We start from the raw sequence: 23894 nt of genomic DNA, 5'->3' as shown, positions 1-23894 counted from the left end.
GCCAATCCCAGTGGCTCCGCTGTTTTCACTCGCGCTCGAGGTAACTTGGTCAAATTACAAATACAACGTCGCCCAATGACGCCACATGGGGGCAGGCGACAGATCACGGCCGCAAGTTAGTGACGACCGTGGCCTCGCCATAGGGCGTGTCTGGAATCAGGGATTTACACCCGTTATTCGGAGAACGATCTGTACGAGCCCGTAAATGGCAAAGAACAGTGGCGTTATCAGCACCACCGCGAGCGTGAGCTTAAGCATCAGGGGCTGGCGCTCTTTGAGGCCCAATTGCCGGGCCACGAGGCGGATCAGATCCCTACCCTCTCTGGAGTTGAATCGATAATCCACGACTGGCTCGATGCGGCCGCGGTCCGACAGCGCCCAGATCTTCTCACGGGAGAATGAGATGATCCGTCCGCCTTGCATTTCCAGCGAGGCGCCGAAAGCTGGAACACCGGACCGCCACGACACGCTGACTTGCTTATCAGTGACTGTGAAATTCGACTTGTGCTCGGTTACCCGCCAACGGAAGCTCTTCCGTAAGCCGGCCCGATTGAACAATCCCCACCACTGGGCGTTGGCGATGTCTAGCTGTACGTCAAACCCCTTCTTGGTGTCGACGACGATGTAGGGCGTTCCGTGCACGGCCGCCGCGACGGCGTCCCTGAACCCAGTCACGGCGTCGTATCACCAACCCTTGATCTTCTGCCGGACCAGCGGCAGGTCCTCACAACTGGCAGCGTCACGGTACCGCCCTGAGGCTAGTGAGCTGGTTTGGGAAACGCGGACGCCGTCGAGCGACGGGGCACTACGGGTGGTACGGCACCCCGACCGCCCGGAACACGTACTCCGGCGGCACATCGAACGCCAGCGACCGCCGCGGCAACCGCGAGAGCACGTCCTCGCCGATCGCGTCCTTGTAGTGCAGCGACAGCCGGCCCTCGAACCGCGGGTCGACCTCGGCGATGTCCGCCTCCAACACCAGACCACTGTCAGAGATCGAGGCCTTGACGGGCCCGGCTTGCACCGCATCCCACCGCTGGTCGATTGTGCGCCCCGCGAGCTTGGGCACCGTCGACAGCGTGCCGAGCACCCGCTGGTTCGTGAGCACCAACGAACCGACGTAGCTCGCAACGCTGCCCGCCGCTCGCCGGCCCGGGATGGTCCCGCTGAACCGGCGCGTCACCGGCACGTATTCCGCGCGGTGCAGGATGCCCTCGGCCTCCAGCTCGGCGCGCAGCTCGTCAGGCAGTTTGCCGATGCGTAGCAGCTTGCGCAGGAACACAGCCATACCCCGTCACCCTACGGGCGGGCATCCGGGTGGTACAGGTAGACAGATGACGGCGCACCGCAGATGGCTCATCGGGTCGGCCATTGCGGCCGTCGCAATCTACGTACTGATGTGGATCGGCTATGCGTCGCAGTGGAACTGGCTCGTCGACCTCGACACCGCAACCCTGGATGTGCTGCACCGGTACGGCGAAACCCGCCCCGGCTGGGTCACCGCATGGCACGTCTTCTGCACCGTCTTGGGGCCGATGGCCTTCCGGCTGGCGGCCCTCGTGGTTATCGTCGTGGCCCTCACCCGTCGCAACCTTCGGCTTGCCCTGTTCCTGGTGCTCAGCGTCGAACTCAGCGGGCTCCTCATCGAAATCGCCAAGCGGGCGTCCGACCGTCCACGTCCCGCCACCGCGCTGGTGTTCGCGCCGTCGTCGTCGTTTCCCTCCGGGCACGCGTTGGGCGTGATGGTCGGTGTACTGGCCCTGCTCACCGTCGTCTGGCGGTTTCTGCGAGCTCCGCTGCGCGGCTGGTTGATCGCCGTCGGCGCCGTCATCGTCATCGCGATCGGGCTCGGGCGGGTGGTGCTCAACGTGCATCACCTCTCCGACGTCATCGCCGGATGGGCTTTGGGCTACGCCCATTTCGTCGCCTGCGTGCTGATGCTGCAGCCGTCGGCTCCCGTCACGGAAGCGGACGAAACACCGGCAACACCCGGTAGCGCACGCTGAAAGTCGCCTCGCTGCACTTGGTTCCGACTTCGCCGTCATGCGCCAACACTGTCGGACCGTCCACCGCCTTGAACGAGAACTCCGGCACGCGCAGTTCGTGATACAGCGGGCTGCGCTCCAGCCGTCCGAGTAGCAGCGACGTCACAATCCTCAACTTGGCGAATCTGCGGCCGGTCTCGAGGATCCGCACGTCGAGCAGCCCATCGTCCATGCGCGTGCGCCGTGACGGTGCGAAACCCGAAGGCAGATACGTCGAATTGCCAAGGAAGAACAGCGATGTCTGCAATGTCTTGTTGTCGTAGCTGATGCGCACCGGCTCGTCGCGGCGCAGCGTGTGCCACATCGCGTAGACGCCGGCCAGCGGCTTTCCGATCCGGTGTTCGAGCCGTTCACGAAACCGTACATAGCGGGGGTAGGCGCCGATGCTGGCGGTGTTGATCACCATATGACCTTCGTTGAGGCAGACCAGGTCGACGCACGCCACGCTGCCGCGGCGAATCGCGTCGACGGTCTTGGCGACCGAATCGCAGCCGATGTCCTTGGCGAAGTGGTTGAAGGTGCCGCCGGGAAAGACCGCCAGCGGCAGCCCCTTCTCTACCGCCACGCCGGCCGCACACGCCACCGTGCCGTCGCCGCCGCCGACGGCCAGCACCTCGGCCCGAGATGCCGCCGCGCGCAGCACGTCCTCGACATCGTCGTCGTCGCCGACTTCGACAATCTCAGCCCGCGGCAACGCTTTTCGCACCTCATCGGCGATGCGGGCGCCGGTACCTCCGCCCGACGCGGGGTTGACCACCAGCACCACGCCGGCACCGTCGGGCCGGGGCGGGGTGTCCACCCGCAGCGGATCGGCGGCGGGCAGACTGGCCTCCGCAATCGGCGGCACCACACGGCCACCGAGCACCGCGATACCCGCGCCGATGCCGAAACCGGCGAATACGTCGCCGGGATAGTGCGCCCCGGTGGCCACGCGTGACATGCCCACCAGCCCCGCCAGCAGCGCCAGGCCGAGGCCTAGCGGCGGGCTCTCCAGCCCGACCCCGACCGCGAACGCCGCCGCGCTGGCCGCATGCCCCGACGGCAGCGAGTTCGATGTCGGCGAGCGTCGGGTCTGCCGCGCCAGAGGCACCGACAGCCGGTTCGGCCGCGGCCGTCGCCACACTCGCTTGGCCACCTGGTTGGTCAGCAGGCTGGTCACCGCGAGGCTGAACAAGCCGCGAGTAGCGCCGCGCTGCGCCGACGGCCCGCCGAGTACGGCCAGCGCCGCGCCAATGGCCAACCACAGCTTGGAGTGGTCGGCGGCGCGCGTCAGCCGCGGCATCGTGGCGTCGAGCAGCGGGCTGGGCGACTCGGCGATCGCTTCGAACACTTCGCGGTCCAGCGTCCCCAGCCCCCGGCCGATCTGCCGTAGGCCCTCCCGGCGTCGTCGCAACGGCAGATCCATGAAGCCAACGTATCCCGTGCCCTTGACAACCAAACTTGTCAAGGCGACGATGCAGGCATGCTCGATGTGGAGGTGATCGCCGACCCGGCCGCCGCGGTGACCGCATTGGACCCCGTCCGCAGCCGGCTTCTGGCCGAGCTGACCGAGCCGGCGTCGGCCGCCACGCTGGCGTCGCGGGTGGGAATCTCGCGGCAGAAGGTCAACTATCACCTGCGTGCGCTGGAGTCTCATCGGCTGGTCGAAGTCGCGGGCGAGCGCCGGTGGGGTGGGCTCACCGAACGGCTGATGGTCGCGACCGCGTCGTCCTACGTCGTGTCTCCCGGTGCGCTCGGACCCGTCGCCGCGGATCCCGGCCGCACCAACGACCGGCTATCTGCGAGCTACCTGATCGCCGTCGCCGCGCGGGCGGTCCGCGAGGTCGGCGGGCTGTGGCGCAAGGCGCGCCAGCAGAACAAGCGGCTGGCGACGTTGACGATCGACACGGCTGTGCGGTTCCGGTCGCCCGCCGACCGTGCCGCCTTCACCAAGGAACTATCGGAGGCGGTCACGTCGTTGGTCGCCCGCTATCACGACGACGCCGGCCGCGCCTATCGGCTGGTGCTCGCCGCCTATCCCATGCCAGACGCCCCAGACACCAAGGAGGACGCGAAATGCCGTTGAAGAAGGACGATTCAGGCCGTCGCTGGGTTGAGATGGAGTTTCTCGTGCCCGGCACTCCCGAACAGGTCTGGCACGCGATCGCCACCGGACCGGGTATGAGCGCGTGGTTCACTCCGACCACGGTCGACGAACGTGTCCGCGGCACAATCACATTCGACTTCGGCGACGTGAACTGCGGTGAGGTCACCTCTACGGGAACGGTGACGGCGTGGGAGCCGCCGGTCCGGTTCGCCTACGAGGAGTACGGGTGGAGCGGCGACGCGCCGCCGGTCGCGACCGAAGTCGTCGTCACCAGTCACTCCGGCGGGCAATGTGTGGTGCGAATGGTGCACAGCCTGTTCACCGAAAAAGACGACTGGGACGACGAACTCGAGAGCTTCGAGGGCGGCTGGCCCGGCTTCTTCGAGGTGCTGCGGGTGTACCTGAAGCACTTCGCGGGTCAGCGCCCAGCGCCCGTCAGGGCCATGGCCAACTACCCCGGCGACGAGGCGCAGGTGTGGGAGCGGCTCACCAGCGCGCTGAACCTCGCGGGCGCCAACGTCGGTGACCGGCGTGAAACTCCCTCCGGAGCCCCGCGGCTCGCCGGTGTCGTCGAGCGCGTCCACCAGGCCGCCGACCACCGCGAGTTGATGCTCCGCCTCGACGAGCCCGCAGGCGGCATTGCCGTAATCGGCGCCTTCCGGATGGGGGACGGGGCCCGCGGGGTTGCCAGCGTCTTTTTCTACGGCGATGACGCCGCCGACACCGCGGCAGCCGAGAAGACGAAATGGGCGGCGTGGCTGCGTGGCTTGCTCGAAGGTGAACCCGTCGCCACCTAGCATGGGTGGATGCGATGGCTGCTGGTGTTGGTATGCGCGGCAATCGCATTGGCCGCAGCACCGATCAGCCATGCGGTGACGCCGTGGTTCGCCGGCTCGGTCGGCGGTGCGACGCAGGTGATTTCCGTTGTGGGCGTGGGTGGTTCGTCGGCCAAGATGGACGTGTGGCAACGCGGCCCCCAAGGCTGGCAGCCGATCGCCGCGGGCATCCCCGCGCACATCGGCGCCAACGGGATGGCCCCGCAAATACGCGAAGGTGAGAAGAAGACCCCGATGGGCGTTTTCACGCTCGACTTCGCGTTCGGCACGCAGCCCAATCCCGGCACCGGACTGCAGTATGTGCAGGTGGGCCCGGATCATTGGTGGGACGGCGACGTAAACAGCCCGACCTACAACACCATGCAGGTGTGCAAGCGAGAGCAGTGCCCGTTCCGCATCGACGGCGCAAGTGAGAACCTCGACATCCCGCAGTACGCGCACGCCGTGGTGATGGGTGTCAACAAGGCGCGGATCCCGGGCCACGGCAGCGCCTTCTTCCTGCACACCACCGACGGTGGACCGACGGCGGGCTGCGTGGCGATCGACGACGCCACGCTGGTGCAGATCATGCGCTGGCTGCGCCCGGGCGCGTTGATCGCTATCGCGAAATAGCCGTCAAATCTTCAGTGCTGGACCGGTTTTCAGCTTGAAGTTCAGATTCTCCAGCGACATGGTGGCGTCATAGGTACGGTCGTAGCCCGTCGCGCAGATCTTCCACCCGTCGCTGGTGCGGCGGTAGCGGTCGTGGTAGAAGGCCGCGCCGATGAGCATGAAGTTGAAATCGGCTGCGATCACCCGGTCTTGCAGATACCACGTGCCCGTCGCCTCGTCCCCGTCGACGGTGATCTCGGGGTGGGTGACGCGGTGCTCGGTGATGATCGGGCCCAGCGAGCGCTTCATGAAGTCCACCAGCGCGGCGCGGTCGGTGAAGTGCAGGCCGTCGCCGCCCAGCGACTGCCCGTAATCGCCGGCCACGTCCTCGGTGAGCGTGTCGGCGAACTCGTCCCAGTCCTTGGTGTCGAGGGCGCGCAGGTAGCGGTACTTGACTTGTTTGATGTCGTCGATGTCACCCATGGCGTGTCAGGTTACGCGTCGCCGGACCCTCCAGCAGCGTGCCATCGGGTGCGAACCTCGACCCGTGCAGCGGGCAGTCCCACGATTCGTCGGCGTCGTTCCAGTTGACGATGCCGCCGAGATGCGGGCACACCGGTGATACCCGGTGCTCGACGCCGTCCACCAGGCATCGAGCCTCCAGGTGCCACGGCGGGCCGCTGACCACGCCGCCGTCCTCGGGCACGCGGCTGCCGATGCGCGTCACCGGGGCGATCCAGCCTTTGGCCAGGTTGAAACCCACTTCGAGATTGGCTTGCAGCGCGGTCGGAATGCCGGATACCGCATGCGGACTCCAGCTGGCGAACGAATCGGCCCAATCCATCCGCCCGCCGAGAATGCGGCTCGATAGGGCCAGCGCAGCCGCGGTCCCGTTCGTCATACCCCACTTGTCGAAACCCGTTGCGACAAAGATCTTCTCGTTGCCAGGGAGGATCGGGCCGACGTACGGTAGCTCGTCGGCCGGCGTGTAATCCTGCGCCGACCAGTAGTGCGTCTGCATCGCGCCCGGATAGTGCATCTTGGCCCACGAGCCCAGCTCCTGCACCGAGCTTGCCGGGCTCTTCTCGCGACCCACGGGATGCCCGGCGCCGCCGACGATCAACCGATCCCCGTCGCTGGTGGGCGCGTAACGCACCGATCGGGTGGGCGAGTCGGAGGAGATGTACATGCCGCGGGTGATGTTGCCGGGCACCTGATACGCCATGCAGTAGGAGCGGTTGGGCTTGAGGCGGGCGAAGAACCCGCCGCGATCGAGGATCGGAATGCCCGTCGCCAGAATGCATTGCCCGCATACCACGTCGAACTCGTCACCGGTCACCGTGCGCACGTGCAGCTTCAGACCGTTGCCGTCACCCGAGACCCGTTGCACGCGAACGCCTTGCACCAGGCGCCCGCTGCGTTCTTCCAACTCCACGATGAGACTGTCCAGCAACGGCATCGGGTCGAACTGCGCCTGATCGGCCAGCCGGACTCCGCCGTGGAACGGAAACGGCACATCGGCGTCGTCGGCCCATTCGGCTGGCAGCCCGGCGGTTTCGCAGGCCTGCAGCTCGGCGCGCGCCGCCGGCACACCCTGTTCGGACTGGGCATAGGTGTAGGCGTCCTCGCGCTGGACGGACAGCCCGTGCGCGTCGCAGTGGCGCAGGATCCAGTCTTGGCCCTCGCGGTTGCCCTGGACGTAGTTGCGTGCGACGTCGGCGCCGTGTTTGGCGAGGATCTTCGAGAGCTTGCGGCCCTGCAGCAGCGTGATTTTTGCGGTGGTGTTGCCCGTCGCGGCGGCACCGACCGTGTGGGCCTCGAGCACCAGCACGTCCCTGCCGGCGCGGGCTAACAATGCTGCCGTCACCAATCCCGTGATGCCCGCGCCGACGACCACGACATCGGCGCTGCGATTCGATTCATCGAGAGGACTTGGCGGTACCGGCTGGCTAACTCGATCGGCGAGCCACAGTGACGTCATGCCCGTGTTTGTACCCACCTGCGAGCAGGCAAAACCTCGGCGGTCCAACGCTGTTCGACACCGTCCGCGCGGAGTGTCTGACGTGCGCGGCTGTGCGCGGCGACTATGGTGTGGACCGTTATGAGCGACCCGTTGGGGTTGTCGATCGGGACGACTAACTTGGTCGCGGCACGTGTCGGCAATCAACCCGTGACGCGGCGGGCAGTATTGACGCTGCCGTCGGGCGTCACCATGAGCGGATTCGTCGAACGTGTCGGCGATCCGGTGCCGTTGGTGGCCGAAGACGGCTCGTCGCACCCCGCCGAGCGGCTGCTGGTCGACGCACTGCACCTGATGGTGCAGGCCGCCGGCGGCCAGCCGACCGCGGACATCGCTATCGCGGTGCCGGCGCATTGGGGCGAGTCGACGTTGTGGGCGCTGCGCAACAGCATGCGCGCCAACCCGGTGCTGGCGCCCAACGGTGTGCCGGCGCGGCTGGTGCCGGACGCGGTGGCGTCGCTGACGGCGTTGCACGCCAATCCGGGTCTGCCGCCACAAGGTGTGGTGGCGCTGCTCGATTTCGGCGGCAGCGGCACTAGCATCACCCTGGCCGACGCGGCGTCGTCGTTTGAGCTGATCGACGAGACCGTGCGCCACACAGACTTTTCCGGTGACCAGATCGACCAGGCGCTGCTGACCCATGTGCTGGAGGACATCGCCAGGGCCGGCGCCGTCGATCCGGCCGGAACCGCGGCGGTGGGTTCGCTTGCGCGGCTGCGCGAGGAGTGCCGTCGCGCCAAGGAGCGGCTCTCCTCGGACACCGTCACTGAATTGCGCGTCGAGCTACCGGGATACAGCTCCGGGGTTCGGCTCATCCGCACCGAGCTGGAGAGTCTGATCTCGTCCCAGCTGGACGGCGTGCTGTCAGCTCTGGAGAACGTGCTGCAGCGCAACAGGATTCACTGGGCTGACGTGTCATCGGTGGTGACAATCGGTGGCGGTGCCAGTATTCCGCTTATCACTCAACGGCTTTCGGAGCATTCCCGAGCACCGATGGTGACGACGCCGCAGCCGGCGCTCGACGCGGCCGTGGGTGCCGCGGTGTTCGCCGCGTACGGGGCGGCAGCGGAGGCACAGACCGGGGTGGCGCCCGTGGTGCCCGTCGTCGCCGATGTGCCGAGCGACGAGCCGGGGTCGGCGACGTTCCGGGCGCTGGCGTGGTCGGAGGCCGACGACGCCGACGGCGAACCCGTGCCCTATGCGGGCGAGGATTACGACACCGATGCGCCCAGCGCGCGCCCGCCGGTGCAGTACGTGCCGCCGACCGGGCCGATCGAGGAGCCACGCTCATGGCAGCGGCTGCCTACGCTGGCGTTTGGCCTGGCAGCGGTGGCGGCGGTGGTCGCTGTGGGCGGGGTGGCGTACGCGCTGACCGGGATGACGAGCAGCACCGGTCCGACGTCGACGGCCGAAGCGCCGCCGCCGACGAGTGTGGCACCGCCGCCGGTGACATCTGCACCTCCTCCGCCGCCGCGCGTCGTCACGGTCAGCGAAGAGCCGGCGCCGCCTCCTCCGCCACCACCGCCGCCGACGACAACGCAACCGCCGCAGACGACGTGGCGGGCGACGACGACCACGACGACCACGCAGCCGACCACAACGACAACCACCACCACGACTACGACCACCACGACTACGACCACAACGACAACGACCACAACGACAACGACCACGCCGACCACAACCACCACCACCAGGACAACCACCACGACGACGAATCCGATGACGACGACGTACGTGACGGTGCCCTTTGTGCCGGTGCCGATTCCCATTCAGGTGCCACAGCAGCAGAGTCCGAATCCGTATCCAGGGCCGTTCCAGTAAGCGGTTGCCGATCTGGCACGAATGGTTTGTTGACGGTGGTGGCATCCGTAACGACAGCGAAATTGTATTAGCGAACTGGAGTTCCAGCTAACACCTGCTGCCGTTGCGCACCAAAATCATTGGCGCCAAACCGAATACAGTGGAATTGACTGCGGGGTAACGTCCATGGGCCATGGTGGACGTGGGCGAGACCAAACGAGTTAGGAAGTTCACGCTTGCGGGAGCCGCCGCAGCAGCGGCTGCTGCGTTGACGGTGGGGGTCGCCGCACCCCGCATGCCGGAGGCCGACGCGGATATCGCCGCCGTCACCACCGGCCCGCTGTTCGGTCTGCTCGACGCAGTCGGCGTCGACGTTCAAGAGCTATTGCCTGAGGAAGTGCAGGCGATCCTCGACGGTCTCGGCGTGGAAATCGACAACATCCCGTCGAATGCGATTGTCATCAACAACGCGATCAACGACGTCGGCTTGGGTTACGACCCGCTGGTGCCGGGTTCGCGGCTGTTTCCAATCGCACGAACCTAGTGCTCGTCCTGATACGAAACCTAGCCGCCCCAACGGCGGGTTGTTCGCGCGCTTTGCGCCGGCGACCTACGAGTCGCACTGGGCAGTACGTTTGTTCTCATCGGTCGTCCGGCCGACCTGCGCCCGATACGCCGGACGCAACTCTCGTACGCGTTCCTTGAACACTGTCATTCCGCGCGTCCAGCCGACCCGCTCGGCGATCACCGTCGCCGGCATCATCGGCGCCGCTTCGAGCTCGGCGCGGATCGCCTCCTCGAACGCATCAACCGCCGATCCCTTCGGCTTGCGTTTGTACTTCGGCGGTCTGTCGGAGGCCAGCGCGGCTCGAACGGTGTTCCGCGATATCCCTAACGTCCGCGCGATCATCTTGATCGGCAAGCCCTCCGCTTGATGCAGCCGACGGATTTCAGCCCATTCATCGACTGACAACAACCTTCTTTTCCTCTCAACTCGCGCGCAGGTGCTCGACGAAAGGGGTCAAAATTCAGGCGCCGCACATCGGCTTCGGTGGCGAAGCCAGTAGAAAAGCGAACGAATTTTCATGGAGGCATTCGGTGCTTGTCGCAGAACCTCTACTTCCCGCCAGCCGTAATAATTGCTTGATACGACCCTAGGCAGAACTCCTGTAAAGAACTACAGCATTAACGTCGCTTAGTCGGCTCGGTTCGTGATCTTGAATTGAACGAACGAACGGTTAGCAAACTGATCTTGAATCCGAACTTGACAGCAATATTTTCTTGGCGGCGGCGTCGCAACGCGAGACCATGCGAACTCCGGTCTGACCTGCGTTTTCGTCGTGGCCCGGCCAGGCGCGTTATCGCAGCGGATGATCCATGCCAGCAAAGCACCATAGGCCTATCCGTACAGATATAGCAAACTGCTAGAGGTGCGCCAGCTAAGAGGTGAACGACGCCTGGAACCGGTTGATCTGTAGCGCTAGCCGGATGACAGGTTGGGGACGTGGGAAATCCCACGTCCCCTCCCAGGCAGCGCGGCATGACACCGTGCTGCGACAACGTCGACCTACGGGTTCGTCGAGGTCTCGCCCGGACCGGAGATGGCGACCTTGCCATCTCCGGGGCCCGCGACGGCAGTCGACTTGTTGCCGAGCGCGGCCGCCAGGTTGAAGTTGCCACCCTGCGCCACCGCATTGCTCTCGTTGCCAACTACGGTCGCGACGCTGTTATTCCCGGTGACCTGCGTATTGCTGCCGTCGCCGAACGTGAACGCCGTGTTGTTGCCCGGGTTTGCCAGCGTCGGGATGAGGCCGCCGCCGGCTGCTACCGCCGTGCTGCCGTTTCCGATCGCAACGGCCCTATTGAAGCTGCCAGCGGCCACCGCGGTCGTCGGCGTATTAGGGCCGAGAACGGAGTTGTTGGCGGGGTTGCCAGCCGCGATTGCAAGATTGCCGGTGCCCACTGCTTGAGCATTGGCTTTGGTGCCCACCGCGACGGCGAGGTTACCGAACCCGGCGGCAGTTGCCGTGGTGTCGGCGCCGATGCCCACCGCAACGTTGGGGCCCGCAGTAGTTGTGCAGCCGCCGCCGTTGTTGATGCCGCTGACCGATGCGCAGGTGGCTTCGGCCGTGCCGGCCGAACCCAGTGCTCCGATGGCCAACGCGCCCGACGCCGCGGCGCCGAGCAACATGCCACCCGCAAGCCTGCGCTTACCCGCTGAGCTGTTCCTGTGCTGACTCATGGGTCTTCCCTCCTTGTATGGGGTGCCTATCTGGCAAAACGAACACTAGCGAGAGCAAACGATTTTGGGGACCAATTAGCAAAAGAACATCACGCTACGACCGAAGTTTGGTTTCGCTTCGGTCAATACTGCACGATGCGCAAAACTCGCCAGCGTCTCACGCTGAAGCAAGGTAAACATTGCCATCCCCGGAATCCAAGCGCGTTCTCTGAGTACAGGCATTACACTAAGCGAATCTAACTGAATTGCGATAGTTGCACATCAAAGCCAGTTGAGGCTTTACTCATTCGTTCCAAAGTCAAAAGATTCGTGAGCGGATCTAGTTGAAAGTGCAAACATCTCGGTCCGCCGCGTCGGCAAATACCTGAATGGCTTCTCGTGGTCAAGCTGCTTTGTTAGCCTTGCTGCTAGGGCCTCATCAGGAGATAGGGCACCAGACACTTAGTCGATTTGTCGAGCTCACGTGGGTTGTTGTTTCTCGAGCGGTTTGAACGACGCAACCCGCCCACAAAGGGAGGAATTCAGAACATGGCCACAAACGCCAAGTGGGCAGGAAAGGTCATCCTCGCTGCGCTAGCTGCCGGTGCCATGGTGACGGCCGGCCCCGCGAGTACGGCGATGGCCGACGACACCGACACGGCGATCGACGTCGCAATCGATGAGTATCAACAGAGGATCGGTCTGCTCAGTGAGCAGCTCGCCGAGGCCATCCGGTCCGGGCAGTTGGATGCGGCGAATCGGGAGCGGTACAACCCCGTCCTGCGGGAACAGCTGATCGTCGCCAACCAGGAGCTGGTGGATGCGATTCAAGACATCGCCGGCCGGTAGGGCCAACCGCAGTCACGGAAGCAACAGCTTCATTCCCGCCAGCCGCTGCGGAATCGTGTCGACGTGTTGGGTCACGGCGTCGCGGCTGAGAGCGTTGACGTCGGTGCCCGCGACGTTCAACAGCTCCTTGACGAGGTCATTGCGATCCCGGGTGCCGTCGAGCAATGGCAGCAGATGCCGATCAAGGGGCGACAGCGCTACTTCTTCATGCCAGGCGTTGTAGACGCACGGATCGGGGTCCTCGCGCGCCAACTCCGCCAGTCGCCTCGTGGTCTCGTCCAGCCATGTCGGCGTGGCCGACGGGTGAGGCACTACCGGTTCGAGACGGAATCGCAGCTGCCCGCGGACAATGAGCAGGTCCAGCAGATCGTCGAGGCGCGCATCTAGATCGGACGGAGTGCCGATCCCTGCGGCGCTGAGCCGCGATTGCGCCGCCGTCAACAGCTCGTCGCGCGAAAGTGTCCACGGCCAGCGGTCATTGAGTGCCTCCACGGCCGCTTTGACGCCGGGATCGTGCGTTATCAACGTGCCCGCATCACGGTCACCGTACTCCTGCCGCGACTCGTCCATACGGGTTTCTCCGGCGACGGGCGGTAGCCACGCGGCGAAATGCAGCCGGCCGTACCGGCTGCGGTCCAGCCGATAGCGGATCTGTGGTGCACGTTCGGCGTGGATCAGCAGCGATCGCCGAAACGTCTGATTGACAACGAAGTCCAAGTACTGCTCCAGCAGCACCTGGCTGTGCCCACACTCTTTGAGCAGCGGTTCGGAAACCTTGTCGCCGTAGTTGATTGCGAACATTGTGCTGGGCACCGCATCCGCCAAGTAGGCCAGGCCGTGCTCTTGCGCACGTTCGAGCATCTCCAGGAAGTAGCACGGCGAGTTGAACGTCTCCAGGTACTCGTGCATCAGGTAGTAGTCCCTGACGTTGCCGGTGGCGATCCTGAAATCAGCCAGGGCCCTGGCCAACACGCTGTCCGCGGGCGCCACCTCCTCCAGGAAATCAATCATGCCGCGCGCATAACCCAGCTTCTCGTCCGGTGTGCCCCTGCCACCACCGCGCAGTAGCATCGCGTCGCGCACGATTTCTTTGGCCTTCCAGCCGGGATAGACGTTGTAGCTGAGATAGGCGACGCCGTCGGGAACGAGCAATCGACGGAAAGCGGAAAGGATTGCGTCCTGGACGTTCTCCGGTACCCAGCTGTAGACGCCGTGGCAGATGATGTAGTCGAATTGGCCCAACGCCTCGAGGGCCATCTCGGCGATATCACCTTGCAGTAGTTCCAGGTTGTCCAGCCCCAGCGCTTGTACTCGCTGTCGCCCCTGGTCGATCTGAACCTGCGACAAGTCGATACCGACGGCGTGCGCCTCGGCATGCCACGCCGCGAACGGAATGAGGTTGCTTCCCGCCGAGCAGCCGATCTCCAGCACTCGCGCACTGGACACGTCAGGTACATCCAGGCCGAAAAGGTAAGCGATGGCGGCCAGATGTCCCGGCGCCGACAACGGAAACGCATGCGAGTCGTACGGCACCTCGTCGTACTCGGCGCGCACCTGATCAACCGCGTTAGCCATCACGCTGCCCCCTTGCAAACCTGCGTCCTAGTCTGGCGACGGGTCCCGACTCCGCGCGCACTTCGGGGTAGATTGCCAAGGGGCTCTTAGATCTCCGTCACTGCTGCTGCCACAGGCAGTGCCCGCTCAGCGCGATGGTGAACAGCAGCGGCCTTACCTGAAAGCCCCCGCGGCTTCCCCGGCTCACCGGTCGACACCTCCGGCGGACCCAACTTCCCCGCGCTGACGACAACCCATTTGCTCTGCCTTGCAGTGCGTGTCGGAGTTTGCGGATCGCCGACCGTCGACGGCGGCGACGCACCGAATATCCGCCGTTCCGCGAGGCTGTAGTTATCGACGTCCGCACTCGACAAACGTCTCGCTAACGACAGTCTCGACGCCTGAAGCCTGGCCGAGCTCACGCGCCGCCCAGGTCACGGGGCGGTAAAGATTGTGACTATTTCGTGATTTTTGTATGCTGCCTCTCCGTGGGGCGCCACAGCTTAGCCAAGGAACGACGGAAGCCGCCGTTAGCGCTGGCTGCGCTCGTCGCTCCGGCCGCCGTCTTCTTCGCGATCGGAGGAGATGTCCGCCCCCTTCCCCCGCGCGACACGCCGGAGCCCGTTACCGAGACCGCCAAGGTCGCCGAGGACGGTCCGCCGTGCTGCATCGAGATCGTCGCCGCCGCGCCCAACGCGCCTGCACCCGGCGCGCAGCCCGCCGCGAGTTCCGCCCCGGCCCAGGCGGCGCCCGCCTCCAGGTGGCGCGTCGTCGAGCGTCATGTCCCGCAGTTGCTGCCCAAGGGGATCGCGCCGGAGGAGGGCCTGCAGGTCAAGACGATCCTTGCCGCCCGCAGTATCAGCGCGGTGTTCCCCGAGATTCTCAGCATCGGCGGCGTCCGGCCGGATCCGCTCCCATGGCATCCGCACGGTCTGGCGATCGACGTGATGATCCCCAACCCCAGCAGCGACGAGGGCATTGCGCTCGGCAACCAGATCGTCGCGTATGTGCTCAAGAATGCGGAGCGACTCGCCATCCAAGATGCCATCTGGCGCGGCACCTATTACACGCCTAGCGGCTCGCGAGCGGGCGGCTACGGCCACTATGACCACGTCCACATCACCACCAAAGGTGGCGGGTATCCCGACGGCGACGAGGTATACGTCCGCTGAATTCGTCGCCTGACCTGCGGCACGGAACTTTGCCTCGGGGAAAGGCGCACAGTCCAGAAGTCGGGCCGTTAAGGTCTGCGTGTGCCTGAATTCGATCGTCGCAGCATGATGTTGATGACCGGGATCGGCGTGCTGGCAGCCGCGATCTCCCTGCCGGACACCCGGGCCAATGCCTCGCCGGTGGACCGTGTGCCGCCGCCGACGGCGCCTGAGGCCACTCCGGGGTCGTATCTTTTCCACGACGAGTTCGACGGCCCGGCCGGCGCGCCGCCGGATTACTCGAAGTGGACCGTGCAGAGCTGGCAGGACGACGTGTACCCGCCGGTGCAGGGGCTATATCGCGATGATCGTCGAAACGTCTTTCAGGACGGCAACGGCAATCTCGTCCTGCTCGCCACGCGAGATATGGACGGCCGGTACTACAGCGGCAAACTGCGTGGCAATTGGCGCGGGATGATCAACACCACGTGGGAAGCGCGAGTCAAGCTGGACTGCCTGACTCCCGGCTGCTGGCCGGCGTTCTGGGCGGTGAACGAGGATCCGCTGCCCGACGGTGAGGTCGACGTCTTCGAGTGGTACGGCAATGGGCAGTGGCCTCCGGGCACCACCGTCCACGCGGCATCCAACGGGAAGACGTGGGAGGGCAAGTCGATTCCGGGAATGGTCGACAATGCCTGGCATACCTGGCGAATGCGTTGGGACGAGGACGGTTTCAAGTTCTGGCGCGACTACGTGGACGGTGCGGAGCCGTACTTCAGTGTGCCGCCGAAGCCCATCCCGGTTTCCGGACGGCCCGGCGACTTGCGCTGGCCATTCAACAATCCCGGCTACTGGATGTCGCCCATGTTCACCCTCGCGGTCGGCGGCCCCGGCGGCGGTGATCCCAACCTGGGACAGTTCCCGGCGGCGATGCTGATCGACTACATACGCGTCTGGTAGCGATTCGCATTCGTCCCGCCGCGGGCAGGCTGCTGGATCCGCTGGCCGTCGGGCTGCTCGGCGCTGCGGTCAGCCTGGCCGGCGCTGCACGCCCGTCGTTCTGGTACGACGAGGCCGCGACGATCTCCGCCGCCTACAGCCGTTCGTTAGGGCAGCTGTGGGAGATGCTGGGCCACGTCGACGCCGTGCACGGGCTCTACTACATGCTCATGCACGGCTGGTTCCAGATCTTCCCGCCGACCGAGTTCTGGTCGCGCGCGCCCAGCGGGCTGGCGATCGGCACAGCCGCGGCCGGAATTGTCGTGCTGGGCAAGCACTTTTCGTCGCGCACTGTGGGAGTGGCAGCGGGCGTCATTTGCGCCATCCTGCCGAGGTCGACGTGGGCGGGCATCGAGGCACGGCCGTACGCCCTGACGATGATGGCCGCTGTCTGGCTGACGGTAGCCCTGGTGTATGCGGCGCGGCGCGGTGGCGGGTGGCGGTGGGCTGTTTACGGCGTTGTGCTGGTGCTGTCGATCTTGCTCTCCGTCTATCTGGCGTTGCTGTGGATCGCGCACGTCGTCTTCGTCCTGCTTTTCCACCGCATGCGACCGGCGTTGGTGCCCTTCACGATTACCTCGATGCTGGCCCTCGGCGCGGTGGCGCCGTTCGTGCGCATCGTCACGGATCAAGTGCAGCAGATCAGCTGGATCACACCGATCGGTCGGCGGACGATCGAAGACGTCGCCGTCCAACAGTATTTCGACAGAAGCCCGCTGTTCCTGGCGGTCTCCGCGCTCGTCGTGGCGGCGGCGATTGCGGTGTGGCGCTTTACTTCCCGACGGTTGGTGGGTGGTGATCGTCAGCTCCTCGTGTTGGCGATCGCGTGGCTTGCGGTACCGACAGGACTGATCGTGATGTGGTCGGCGGTGGCGGATTCGGTGTACACCCCGCGCTACATGTCCTTCACCGCGCCCGCGATGGCGCTGGTGTTGGGTGTCTGCGTCGGCGCGGTGGCCACTGTGCCGTGGATGGCGGCCGTCGTCGTCGGCGTGATGGCGATGGCTGCGGCGCCGAATTATCTTCTGGTGCAGCAGAGTCCGTATGCGAAGTACGGGATGGACTACAGCCAAGTGGCCGATCTGATCACCGCAAAGGCGGCGCCCGGTGATTGCCTTCTTGTCAATGACACGGTGACGTTTCACCCGGCGCCGATGCGCCCGTTGATGGCGGCGCGGCCCGACGCCTACCGCAAGCTGATCGATGTCAGCCTCTGGCAACGCGCGACGGAGCGCAACGCGGTGTTCGACACCAACCTCATCCCGGAGGCCAGCGTCGGGCCGCTCCACCACTGCCGCGACGTGTGGATCATCACCCAAGCCGATGAGACGAGGCCGCAGCACGAGGTGGGGTCGCCGCTGCCGCCGGGCCCGCAGTTCGGGAATACGCCCGCCTTCGCTGTGCCAAACAGCTTGGGCTTCAAGCTTTTCGAGCGGTGGCAATTCAACCTGGTGCAGGTGATCCGCGCGTCGCGGTAAGGGCCGTTGCTCGCTGTCGCCTGCACTGTCGGTGTCGCCGGCGCTCAGCGGCTCGCGCGGTATTCGCGCGGCGAGACCCCGACGCGGCGCCTGAAAGCGGTGGCGAAGTGGTTCGGAGTCGAGAACCCGACGGAGGTGCCGATGTCGGTGATGGATTGTTTGGTCGCCAACAGCAGGGTCTTGGCGCGATCGATCCGCCGGTCCAGCAGAAACTGATACGGGGTGGTATGAAAGGCCGCGCGAAACGCCGTGATGAAGTTGCTGACAGACATATCGGCCAGCCGTGCAAGCGATTCCAGTGTGATCTGTGAGTCGAGACCGTCCTCGAGGTACGCGACAACCAGCGACCGAGTGGCGGCGTAGAGAGTGCGACGACAACGCTCCTTACGTCGTGGCGGCGCCGCTGAGTACGAGTCGGCGACCAAGAGCCGAAACGTCTCTGCCGCAGAGTCTTTGAGCAGCCGTGCGACGGTGTGCAGCTTTTCGACCAGTTGGTGTATCAGCGGGTCCCAATGGTTGATCCGGGGAACCAACGGCGTGGTGTCGATGGCTCGGTCCGGGATGGCGATCTGGCAGTAGCTCATGGTGTCCCCGCGCACCAGCGCCGAGCACCGCTGCCCCGCGGGGATCACCCAAATGTCGCCCGCATTCAGGAGGGTCCGGCCGGATTGGCCCCAGTCGACCTCGAACTCCATCGATCGCAGCTATGCGCGACGATGCACGGAGATGAAGTGCAGGGTGTCATCGACGCAGCACCAATCAGTCTCTGCGTCCACTTGTTCGGTCGGGTATCGAAAGGCCAAACCGCTTGTCGTGAGGGTCTTTTCGTGCAGCACGGTGCGCGGGGTCAGAGCGCGCTCGCCATCCCACAATCTCATCCGCGGAACCTTCTGACGGCTTCGTCAATCGCGAGGGAGTGTAGCGAGAAGATTCGATCGAGATGATCGGTTTGGATTCATTTCACGACCCGAGGAGGACACCCGAGGCCACTACTGTGAGGCGCATGCATGACGACGAGCTGACTGTGGACGACGCGTGGGCCATCGAGGCTGACGAAGACGACGAGATGGACGAGCGAGAGGCGAACGGGCACATCCTGGCGGTCCGCCGCGCCAATGGAGAAGTGGTCGCGACGCTCTCTACGCTCGCGGGTCCGGAAGGGCCGTGGAACGTCTACCTGCAGCCCGGGGGCGGGGCTATCCGCAACGCCTATCTCGGCGCGCAGGACGCTCCAGTGGTCTGGGTCAACACCGACAGCGGACAGGTCGAGCGCGACGAAGACGGGACGTACGTCATCCGGATCGATTAATCGGAGCAATGCCGGGACCGAACCCCGCATTCTCAGGTTTGACGGTCGCCAGTCGCTCATTCTGATCCCGACCAAATGGTTAGCCGAAGATGCGCAGCGAGCTCATGCCGTCGCGAACGAGGGCCTTTTGAGGCTAAAAACACTACGGATCGTAATATTCAAAATATTACAACTGGCAAAGTTCGAACTGTCGATGGTCCGACGGTCTTCGAAGCTGAATAGCTAGTCAACAGGGATTTTATCGCGCTACCTCTCCTGTCATGTTCCTGTTCACGCTATTCAGTGAAACAGAATGTGTACGTCCAGGATATCGACACTGAAACGTGTTTCAGAAATGTGCAGACGGTAACGGTGAACGCACTGGCAGGCATCGACAACAACGCGCCAGACCAAGCTGGCTTGCTGCAGAAGGCGCAGGCCGAGACCGAGCGAATCGAAGGGCTCTGCAAGTAAGTCGGTGCAGTGGAGCCGATGACGGGAATCGAACCCGCGTATTCAGCTTGGGAAGCTGATGTTCTGCCATTGAACTACATCGGCGTTCTGACTGGCATCAGTGATCACGGAGATTAGCAGCCTCAGCCGATACTCTCATCGAGTGCTGCTCTCCGATCGTGATATCCGGGCTGAAATCGCCGCCGAGCGGCTGCGCATCGAGCCGTTCGACGACAGCCTGGTTCAGCCATCGAGCGTCGACGTCCGCCTGGACAACCTGTTCCGCGTCTTCAACAACACCCGCTACACCCACATCGACCCGAGCATTCAGCAGGACGAGCTCACCAGCCTCGTCCAGCCCGATCCGGGCGAGCCGTTCGTGCTGCATCCCGGCGAATTCGTGCTCGGCTCGACGCTGGAACTGTGCACCCTGCCCGACGACCTCGCCGGCCGCCTCGAAGGCAAGTCGTCGCTGGGCCGCCTCGGCCTGCTGACCCACTCGACGGCCGGCTTCATCGACCCCGGCTTTTCCGGCCACATCACCCTCGAGCTGTCCAACGTCGCCAACCTGCCCATCACGCTGTGGCCCGGCATGAAGATCGGCCAACTCTGCCTGCTGCGGCTGACCAGCCCCGCCGAGCATCCCTACGGCAGCGCCAAGGCCGGCTCGAAATACCAGGGCCAGCGCGGGCCGACGCCGTCGCGCTCGTACCAGAACTTCCTCAAGTCCTAGGCGCGACGACAGCGCGGTGAGCATTCGGTAACGCCGCCGAAACATCCCCGAAACGCACGGCCGACATGCTCGTCTCCGATCCTGGAGGGAGCCCGAATTGGACGCGATCGATCCTGCCGCCACCGCCTGGCTGCTCGCCGCCACCGCCCTTGTCCTGCTCATGACGCCCGGCCTGGCCATCTTCTACGGCGGCATGGTCCGCACCACCGGCGTGCTCAACATGATCATGATGAGCTTCATCACCATCCCGCTGTGCACGGTGGCCTGGCTGCTGCTCGGCTACACCGTCGCCTTCTCCGAGGACGCCGCCGGCGGGCTGATCGGCAACCTCGCCCACTTCGGCATGCTCGGCATCGACCCGACCACCGCGCGCGGCACCGTGCCCGAGCTGCTCTTCGCCACCTTCCAGCTCACCTTCGCGATCATCACCGCCGCCCTGGTCAGCGGTGCCATCGCCGACCGCGCGAAATTCGCCGCCTGGATGACGTTCGTGCCGATCTGGGCCGTCGCGGTGTATGCCGTTGTGGCGCACTGGGTCTGGGGTCCCGGCGGCTGGCTCTTCGAACTCGGCGTGCTCGACTACGCCGGCGGCCTCGTCGTCGAGATCGTGTCCGGCTCGTCGGCGCTCGCCCTGGCTCTGGTGCTCGGCCCCCGCATCGGCTTCAAGAAGGACGCCATGCGCCCGCACAACCTGCCGTTCGTGTTGCTCGGCGTCGGGCTGCTGTGGTTCGGCTGGTTCGGGTTCAACGCCGGGTCCGCGCTGGCCGCCAACGGCACGGCCGCCGCGGTCTTCCTCAACACGCTCGTCGCGGGCTGCCTCGGCATGCTGGGCTGGCTGTCGGTGGAGCGCATCCGCGACGGCAAGCCGACGACGTTCGGCGCGGCGTCGGGTGTGGTCGCCGGCCTCGTCGCGATCACGCCGTCCTGCGGCACGGTGAACACGCTGGGCGCCGCGATCGTCGGGCTGGCGGCGGGCATCGTCTGCTCGTTCGCGATCGGGTTGAAGTTCCGGTTCGGCTACGACGACTCGCTCGATGTGGTCGGCGTGCACTTTGTCGGCGGCGTCGTCGGCGTGCTGCTGATCGGCTTCCTCGCCACCGCGGTGATGACCGGCGGCGCCGAGGGCCTCTTCTATGGCGGCGGGCTGGCCCAGCTCGGAAAGCAGGCGCTCGCGGCGGTCGTCGTCGCGGTGTATGCCTTCACCGTGTCCTATGCCATCGCCAAGGTGATCGACCGCATCATGGGCTTCAGGGTCAGCGCCGAGGACGAGACCACCGGCGTCGACTTCACCCAGCACGCCGAGACCGCCTACGCCGAGGGCGTCCACGGGTACACGCCGTCGCGTCGGCCCTCATCCTTCGGATCTTTCGACGCTCTCGGGCGTCAACCCGAGGCAGCTGAAGAGGGCTGATCCCGCAGAGCCCGTTGGATATTGAACTGGCCGGCGCGATTGTCCGTCTATCCGAGTAGGGTCTAAAGACGGAAGCCATCAGCTAATGCCGTCGTTTGTAACGACGGAGCTGGTTGCGACGATGAAGTACTAGTTGTTGGCTTGTGCGAGATGGGTGTGCAAGGACGGGCTAGGCAGCGTAGCAAACTCAATTGGAGGATCGGTGGAGATCGTATTAGGTGTGTCGATGACACCTACGACGGTCCGGATGGTGCTGGTCGAAGGCGAAAAAGCCGACGGTGTCACGGTCGATCATGATGTCTTCGACATCTCTGCAGTCGAGGGCTCGGCAACGTCGAGCGCGGCCGAACAAGTCATCGCCGCCGTGCTCGGCACCAAGGAGTCCGCCGAGGCGGGCGGACACTATCTGAAGTCCATCGGCGTCACATGGAGTGATCACACCGAGGCGTCGCAGCTGCGCGACGCGCTGGCCGCCCGCGGCATCGACGATGTGATGCTCGTTTCGGAAACCCACGCCGCCGCGGCCCTGGCCCAGGCGGTCGGACGCGCGGTCGGTTACGACACCACCGCGCTGCTGTTCATCGACCGCGACACCGCGACGCTGTCGGTGGTTCAGACCGACGACGGGTCGGTCGTCAAGGTGCTCAGCCGCACGCTGCACAGCGAGGACGCGATGGCCGTCCTCACCGAGATGGCCGCGGCCGTCGACGCGCAGGAACCGCGACCGCAGTGCATGTTCATCGTCGGCTCGGGCGTCGACGTCAGCTCCGTCAAAGCGCACCTCGAGCACCTCGTGTCGCTGCCGGTGAGTGCGCCCGAGGAGCCCGAACTCGCGTTGGCCCGCGGCGCCGCTTTGGCTTCGGCGAATGCCCCGGCGCTCGAGGCCACCACCGTCGGCCTGGCTTACTCGCTGGATCCCGACGACGGGACCACCGCGGGCAGTGCCTACGCCGGGCTGGCCGGCGCGGCCACCCAGTTGGCGCCCGTCGGTGCCGAGCCGGTGGCCGACTTCGATCCGGTCACCGACGAAGAGCCGATCGACGAGGGCAGCAAGCCGTTCCTGCTCGTCGGCAGCGCACTCACGTCGATCTTCGTGGTAGGCGTTGTGGCTCTTGTGATTTCGCTCGCGGTGAGCATCCGGCCGACGGTCGACCAGCGGCCGGCCCCAGGCGAGGCCGCAATCGTGCCGAGCTCCGAGGCGCCCGCCCCGCTGCCGCCGGTGCGAGAAGCGGCACCGGTCGCACCGCCGCCCGCGGCGCCACCGCCTGAGACCATCAAGGCGCCCATCCCGGTGGTGCAGCAAGCGCCCGCCGCGCCGCCGCGCACCGTCTACGTCGAGCAGGCACCGGCACCTGCGCCGAAGGCGCCCGCTCCCGCGCCTCCGCCCGCCGCGCCTCCGCCTGCTCCCGCGCCCGCTCCGGCGGCACCGCCGCCGGCCCCGCCGGTCCAGGTGCAGCCGGCACCCGCGCCGATCTTCACCCCGCCGGGGGTGTACCAGCCGCGGCCGTACTACCCGCCGCCGGTCATCGTGGCGCCGCGGCCGCAGCCGCCGATCTTCCGGCCGCCGTGGCAGGACGATGATCCGCCGGCCCGCCCGCCGTGGACTCCGCCGTGGCAGGAGCCCGACGAGCCGGAGTACCCGCAGTACCCCCAGCGGCCCGACTATCCGGATTATCCGCAGGGCCCGCAGTACCCGGGCTCGGGTAGCGGCTCGGGTTCGGATAGCGAATGGCCGCGATCGGGTTCAGGCTCAGGCTCAGGTGACTACGACCGCGGTGGTTCGCGCGGCGGCTCGGGCGGAGGCAACTGCTTCCTGGTGTTCTGCGAGAATTAGCCCGTCGCGAGATCGACGAAATGGTCGCTCTCGTAAGGCATTTCGCAACCATTGCGTCGGTTTCGCCGGGCAGCTCGTCGAGTGTGCACTGACCGCGTCGAGTGTGCACTGACCGCGGGATTTGTCGGCGTATGGCGTCGTGGGTTCACACTCGACGCGGTGGCCGCACACTCGAGGGGCCAGGGTGCGGCCCCACGGGCGAGATTGAAAAAAATTCGACCGTGATATGGTTGACGTGGATGTTTTCCTGACATCCACTGAAAATGAGAGAAGTTATTTGTATGACACAGGGAACTGTGAAGTGGTTCAACAGCGACAAGGGCTTTGGCTTTATCGCTCCTGACGGCGGCGCGGAAGACGTGTTCGTCCACTACTCCGAAATCGGCGGGAGCGGCTACCGCTCTCTCGAAGAGAACCAGCGGGTTCAGTTCGAGGTCGAGCAAGGAGCCAAGGGTCCGCAGGCAACCGGCGTAACGGTCGTCTAACCCAGACTCTCGCAACGCCCCATCAATCTTCGGATTGATGGGGCGTTTGTGGTTCAT

The 23894-nt window shown here is 65.4% G+C and carries 23 protein-coding genes, 1 tRNA gene and 1 pseudogene; 15 read left to right on the top strand and 10 right to left on the bottom strand.

What is annotated here, in order from left to right; genetic code table 11:
- Window positions 1-156 precede the first annotated feature (156 nt).
- Together CWS39_RS02370 and CWS39_RS02365 are read right to left on the bottom strand one after the other, a co-directional pair.
- Window positions 157-675 carry a hypothetical protein gene (locus CWS39_RS02370; RefSeq protein WP_102141305.1) on the bottom strand — a complete coding sequence of 173 codons (519 nt, stop codon included), beginning with the start codon at window positions 673-675 and terminating at the stop codon, window positions 157-159.
- Window positions 676-805: 130 nt separating this feature from the next.
- Window positions 806-1288 (bottom strand): hypothetical protein, encoded by a 483-nt coding sequence (locus CWS39_RS02365; protein WP_102141304.1) that lies wholly within the window; start codon window positions 1286-1288, stop codon window positions 806-808.
- Window positions 1289-1334: 46 nt separating this feature from the next.
- Between CWS39_RS02365 and CWS39_RS02360 the strand changes: the two genes are divergently transcribed.
- The gene (locus tag CWS39_RS02360) at window positions 1335-2006 is read left to right on the top strand and encodes a phosphatase PAP2 family protein (protein ID WP_102141303.1); all 672 of its coding nucleotides are present in this window, start codon (window positions 1335-1337) and stop codon (window positions 2004-2006) included.
- On the opposite strand, the gene CWS39_RS02355 is transcribed toward CWS39_RS02360, so the two are convergent.
- Window positions 1960-3450, bottom strand: coding sequence for a bifunctional phosphatase PAP2/diacylglycerol kinase family protein (locus CWS39_RS02355; RefSeq protein WP_102141302.1), 1491 nt, complete (start codon window positions 3448-3450; stop codon window positions 1960-1962). The genes CWS39_RS02360 and CWS39_RS02355 overlap by 47 nt on opposite strands.
- 57 nt (window positions 3451-3507) lie before the next feature.
- Between CWS39_RS02355 and CWS39_RS02350 the strand changes: the two genes are divergently transcribed.
- From CWS39_RS02350 to CWS39_RS02340, 3 genes are read left to right on the top strand one after another with little or no spacing between them, the layout of a single operon-like run.
- A complete protein-coding gene (locus tag CWS39_RS02350) occupies window positions 3508-4110 on the top strand; it encodes an ArsR/SmtB family transcription factor (protein WP_102141301.1) in 603 nt (200 codons plus the stop codon).
- Window positions 4101-4928, top strand: coding sequence for an SRPBCC family protein (locus CWS39_RS02345; RefSeq protein ID WP_199177922.1), 828 nt, complete (start codon window positions 4101-4103; stop codon window positions 4926-4928). The genes CWS39_RS02350 and CWS39_RS02345 overlap by 10 nt, the downstream gene beginning before the upstream one ends.
- A gap of 9 nt (window positions 4929-4937) precedes the next feature.
- The gene (locus tag CWS39_RS02340; protein WP_102141299.1) at window positions 4938-5579 is read left to right on the top strand and encodes a L,D-transpeptidase family protein; all 642 of its coding nucleotides are present in this window, start codon (window positions 4938-4940) and stop codon (window positions 5577-5579) included.
- Window positions 5580-5582: 3 nt separating this feature from the next.
- Here the strand turns inward: CWS39_RS02340 and CWS39_RS02335 are convergent, their stop codons facing one another.
- Window positions 5583-6041: a nuclear transport factor 2 family protein gene (locus tag CWS39_RS02335; RefSeq protein WP_102141298.1), complete on the bottom strand. Its 459-nt coding sequence runs from the start codon at window positions 6039-6041 to the stop codon at window positions 5583-5585.
- Window positions 6034-7539: an FAD-dependent oxidoreductase gene (locus CWS39_RS02330; RefSeq protein WP_102141297.1), complete on the bottom strand. Its 1506-nt coding sequence runs from the start codon at window positions 7537-7539 to the stop codon at window positions 6034-6036. The genes CWS39_RS02335 and CWS39_RS02330 overlap by 8 nt, the downstream gene beginning before the upstream one ends.
- A 120-nt stretch (window positions 7540-7659) precedes the next feature.
- On the opposite strand from CWS39_RS02330, the gene CWS39_RS02325 reads away from it, so the two are divergent.
- Entirely contained in the window at window positions 7660-9402 is a 1743-nt protein-coding gene (locus tag CWS39_RS02325) for an Hsp70 family protein (RefSeq protein ID WP_102141296.1), read from the top strand.
- A gap of 172 nt (window positions 9403-9574) precedes the next feature.
- Complete coding sequence (locus tag CWS39_RS02320) at window positions 9575-9925, top strand: hypothetical protein (protein WP_142386795.1); 351 nt, start codon at window positions 9575-9577, stop codon at window positions 9923-9925.
- Between the two features lie 72 nt (window positions 9926-9997).
- Here the strand turns inward: CWS39_RS02320 and CWS39_RS02315 are convergent.
- Both CWS39_RS02315 and CWS39_RS02310 read right to left on the bottom strand, forming a co-directional pair.
- Window positions 9998-10357 (bottom strand): annotated as a pseudogene (locus CWS39_RS02315) (IS21 family transposase); the annotation flags it as partial.
- A 591-nt stretch (window positions 10358-10948) separates the two neighbouring features.
- Entirely contained in the window at window positions 10949-11623 is a 675-nt protein-coding gene (locus tag CWS39_RS02310) for a hypothetical protein (RefSeq protein ID WP_142386794.1), read from the bottom strand.
- Window positions 11624-12151: 528 nt separating this feature from the next.
- Here CWS39_RS02310 and CWS39_RS02305 point away from each other — a divergent pair.
- Complete coding sequence (locus CWS39_RS02305) at window positions 12152-12451, top strand: hypothetical protein (protein ID WP_102141293.1); 300 nt, start codon at window positions 12152-12154, stop codon at window positions 12449-12451.
- Between the two features lie 12 nt (window positions 12452-12463).
- Here the strand turns inward: CWS39_RS02305 and CWS39_RS02300 are convergent, their stop codons facing one another.
- Window positions 12464-14026, bottom strand: coding sequence for a methyltransferase regulatory domain-containing protein (locus CWS39_RS02300; RefSeq protein WP_102141292.1), 1563 nt, complete (start codon window positions 14024-14026; stop codon window positions 12464-12466).
- Window positions 14027-14493: 467 nt separating this feature from the next.
- On the opposite strand from CWS39_RS02300, the gene CWS39_RS02295 reads away from it, so the two are divergent.
- From CWS39_RS02295 to CWS39_RS02285, 3 genes are all read left to right on the top strand, one after another.
- Window positions 14494-15177 (top strand): VldE C-terminal domain-containing protein, encoded by a 684-nt coding sequence (locus tag CWS39_RS02295; protein WP_102141291.1) that lies wholly within the window; start codon window positions 14494-14496, stop codon window positions 15175-15177.
- 105 nt (window positions 15178-15282) lie between these two features.
- A complete protein-coding gene (locus CWS39_RS02290) occupies window positions 15283-16116 on the top strand; it encodes a glycoside hydrolase family 16 protein (RefSeq protein WP_102141290.1) in 834 nt (277 codons plus the stop codon).
- 164 nt (window positions 16117-16280) lie between these two features.
- On the top strand, window positions 16281-17633 hold the full coding sequence (locus CWS39_RS02285; protein ID WP_431306072.1) for a glycosyltransferase family 39 protein: 1353 nt from the start codon (window positions 16281-16283) through the stop codon (window positions 17631-17633).
- A gap of 44 nt (window positions 17634-17677) precedes the next feature.
- Here the strand turns inward: CWS39_RS02285 and CWS39_RS02280 are convergent, their stop codons facing one another.
- Window positions 17678-18328: a helix-turn-helix transcriptional regulator gene (locus CWS39_RS02280; protein ID WP_306768689.1), complete on the bottom strand. Its 651-nt coding sequence runs from the start codon at window positions 18326-18328 to the stop codon at window positions 17678-17680.
- Between the two features lie 308 nt (window positions 18329-18636).
- Between CWS39_RS02280 and CWS39_RS02275 the strand changes: the two genes are divergently transcribed.
- Window positions 18637-18942, top strand: coding sequence for a hypothetical protein (locus CWS39_RS02275; RefSeq protein WP_233213327.1), 306 nt, complete (start codon window positions 18637-18639; stop codon window positions 18940-18942).
- Between the two features lie 463 nt (window positions 18943-19405).
- On the opposite strand, the gene CWS39_RS02270 is transcribed toward CWS39_RS02275, so the two are convergent.
- Window positions 19406-19479, bottom strand: a tRNA-Gly gene (locus CWS39_RS02270).
- A gap of 58 nt (window positions 19480-19537) precedes the next feature.
- On the opposite strand from CWS39_RS02270, the gene dcd reads away from it, so the two are divergent.
- From dcd to CWS39_RS02250, 4 genes are all read left to right on the top strand, one after another.
- Window positions 19538-20107 (top strand): dCTP deaminase, encoded by a 570-nt coding sequence (dcd, locus tag CWS39_RS02265; RefSeq protein WP_102141287.1) that lies wholly within the window; start codon window positions 19538-19540, stop codon window positions 20105-20107.
- A gap of 97 nt (window positions 20108-20204) precedes the next feature.
- Window positions 20205-21518 carry an ammonium transporter gene (locus tag CWS39_RS02260; protein ID WP_102141286.1) on the top strand — a complete coding sequence of 438 codons (1314 nt, stop codon included), beginning with the start codon at window positions 20205-20207 and terminating at the stop codon, window positions 21516-21518.
- A 202-nt stretch (window positions 21519-21720) separates the two neighbouring features.
- Window positions 21721-23352, top strand: a complete 1632-nt coding sequence (locus CWS39_RS02255; RefSeq protein WP_102141285.1) for a DUF7159 family protein — start codon at window positions 21721-21723, stop codon at window positions 23350-23352.
- Window positions 23353-23633: 281 nt separating this feature from the next.
- The gene (locus CWS39_RS02250; protein WP_102141462.1) at window positions 23634-23837 is read left to right on the top strand and encodes a cold-shock protein; all 204 of its coding nucleotides are present in this window, start codon (window positions 23634-23636) and stop codon (window positions 23835-23837) included.
- The last annotated feature ends 57 nt before the right edge of the window (window positions 23838-23894 follow it).

It is taken from the genome of Mycobacterium hubeiense, assembly GCF_002838065.1.
Classification (GTDB): Bacteria; Actinomycetota; Actinomycetes; order Mycobacteriales; family Mycobacteriaceae; genus Mycobacterium; species Mycobacterium hubeiense.
Note: the sequence above shows the minus strand (reverse complement) of the source record. Positions and strands in the feature narration are given on the sequence as shown.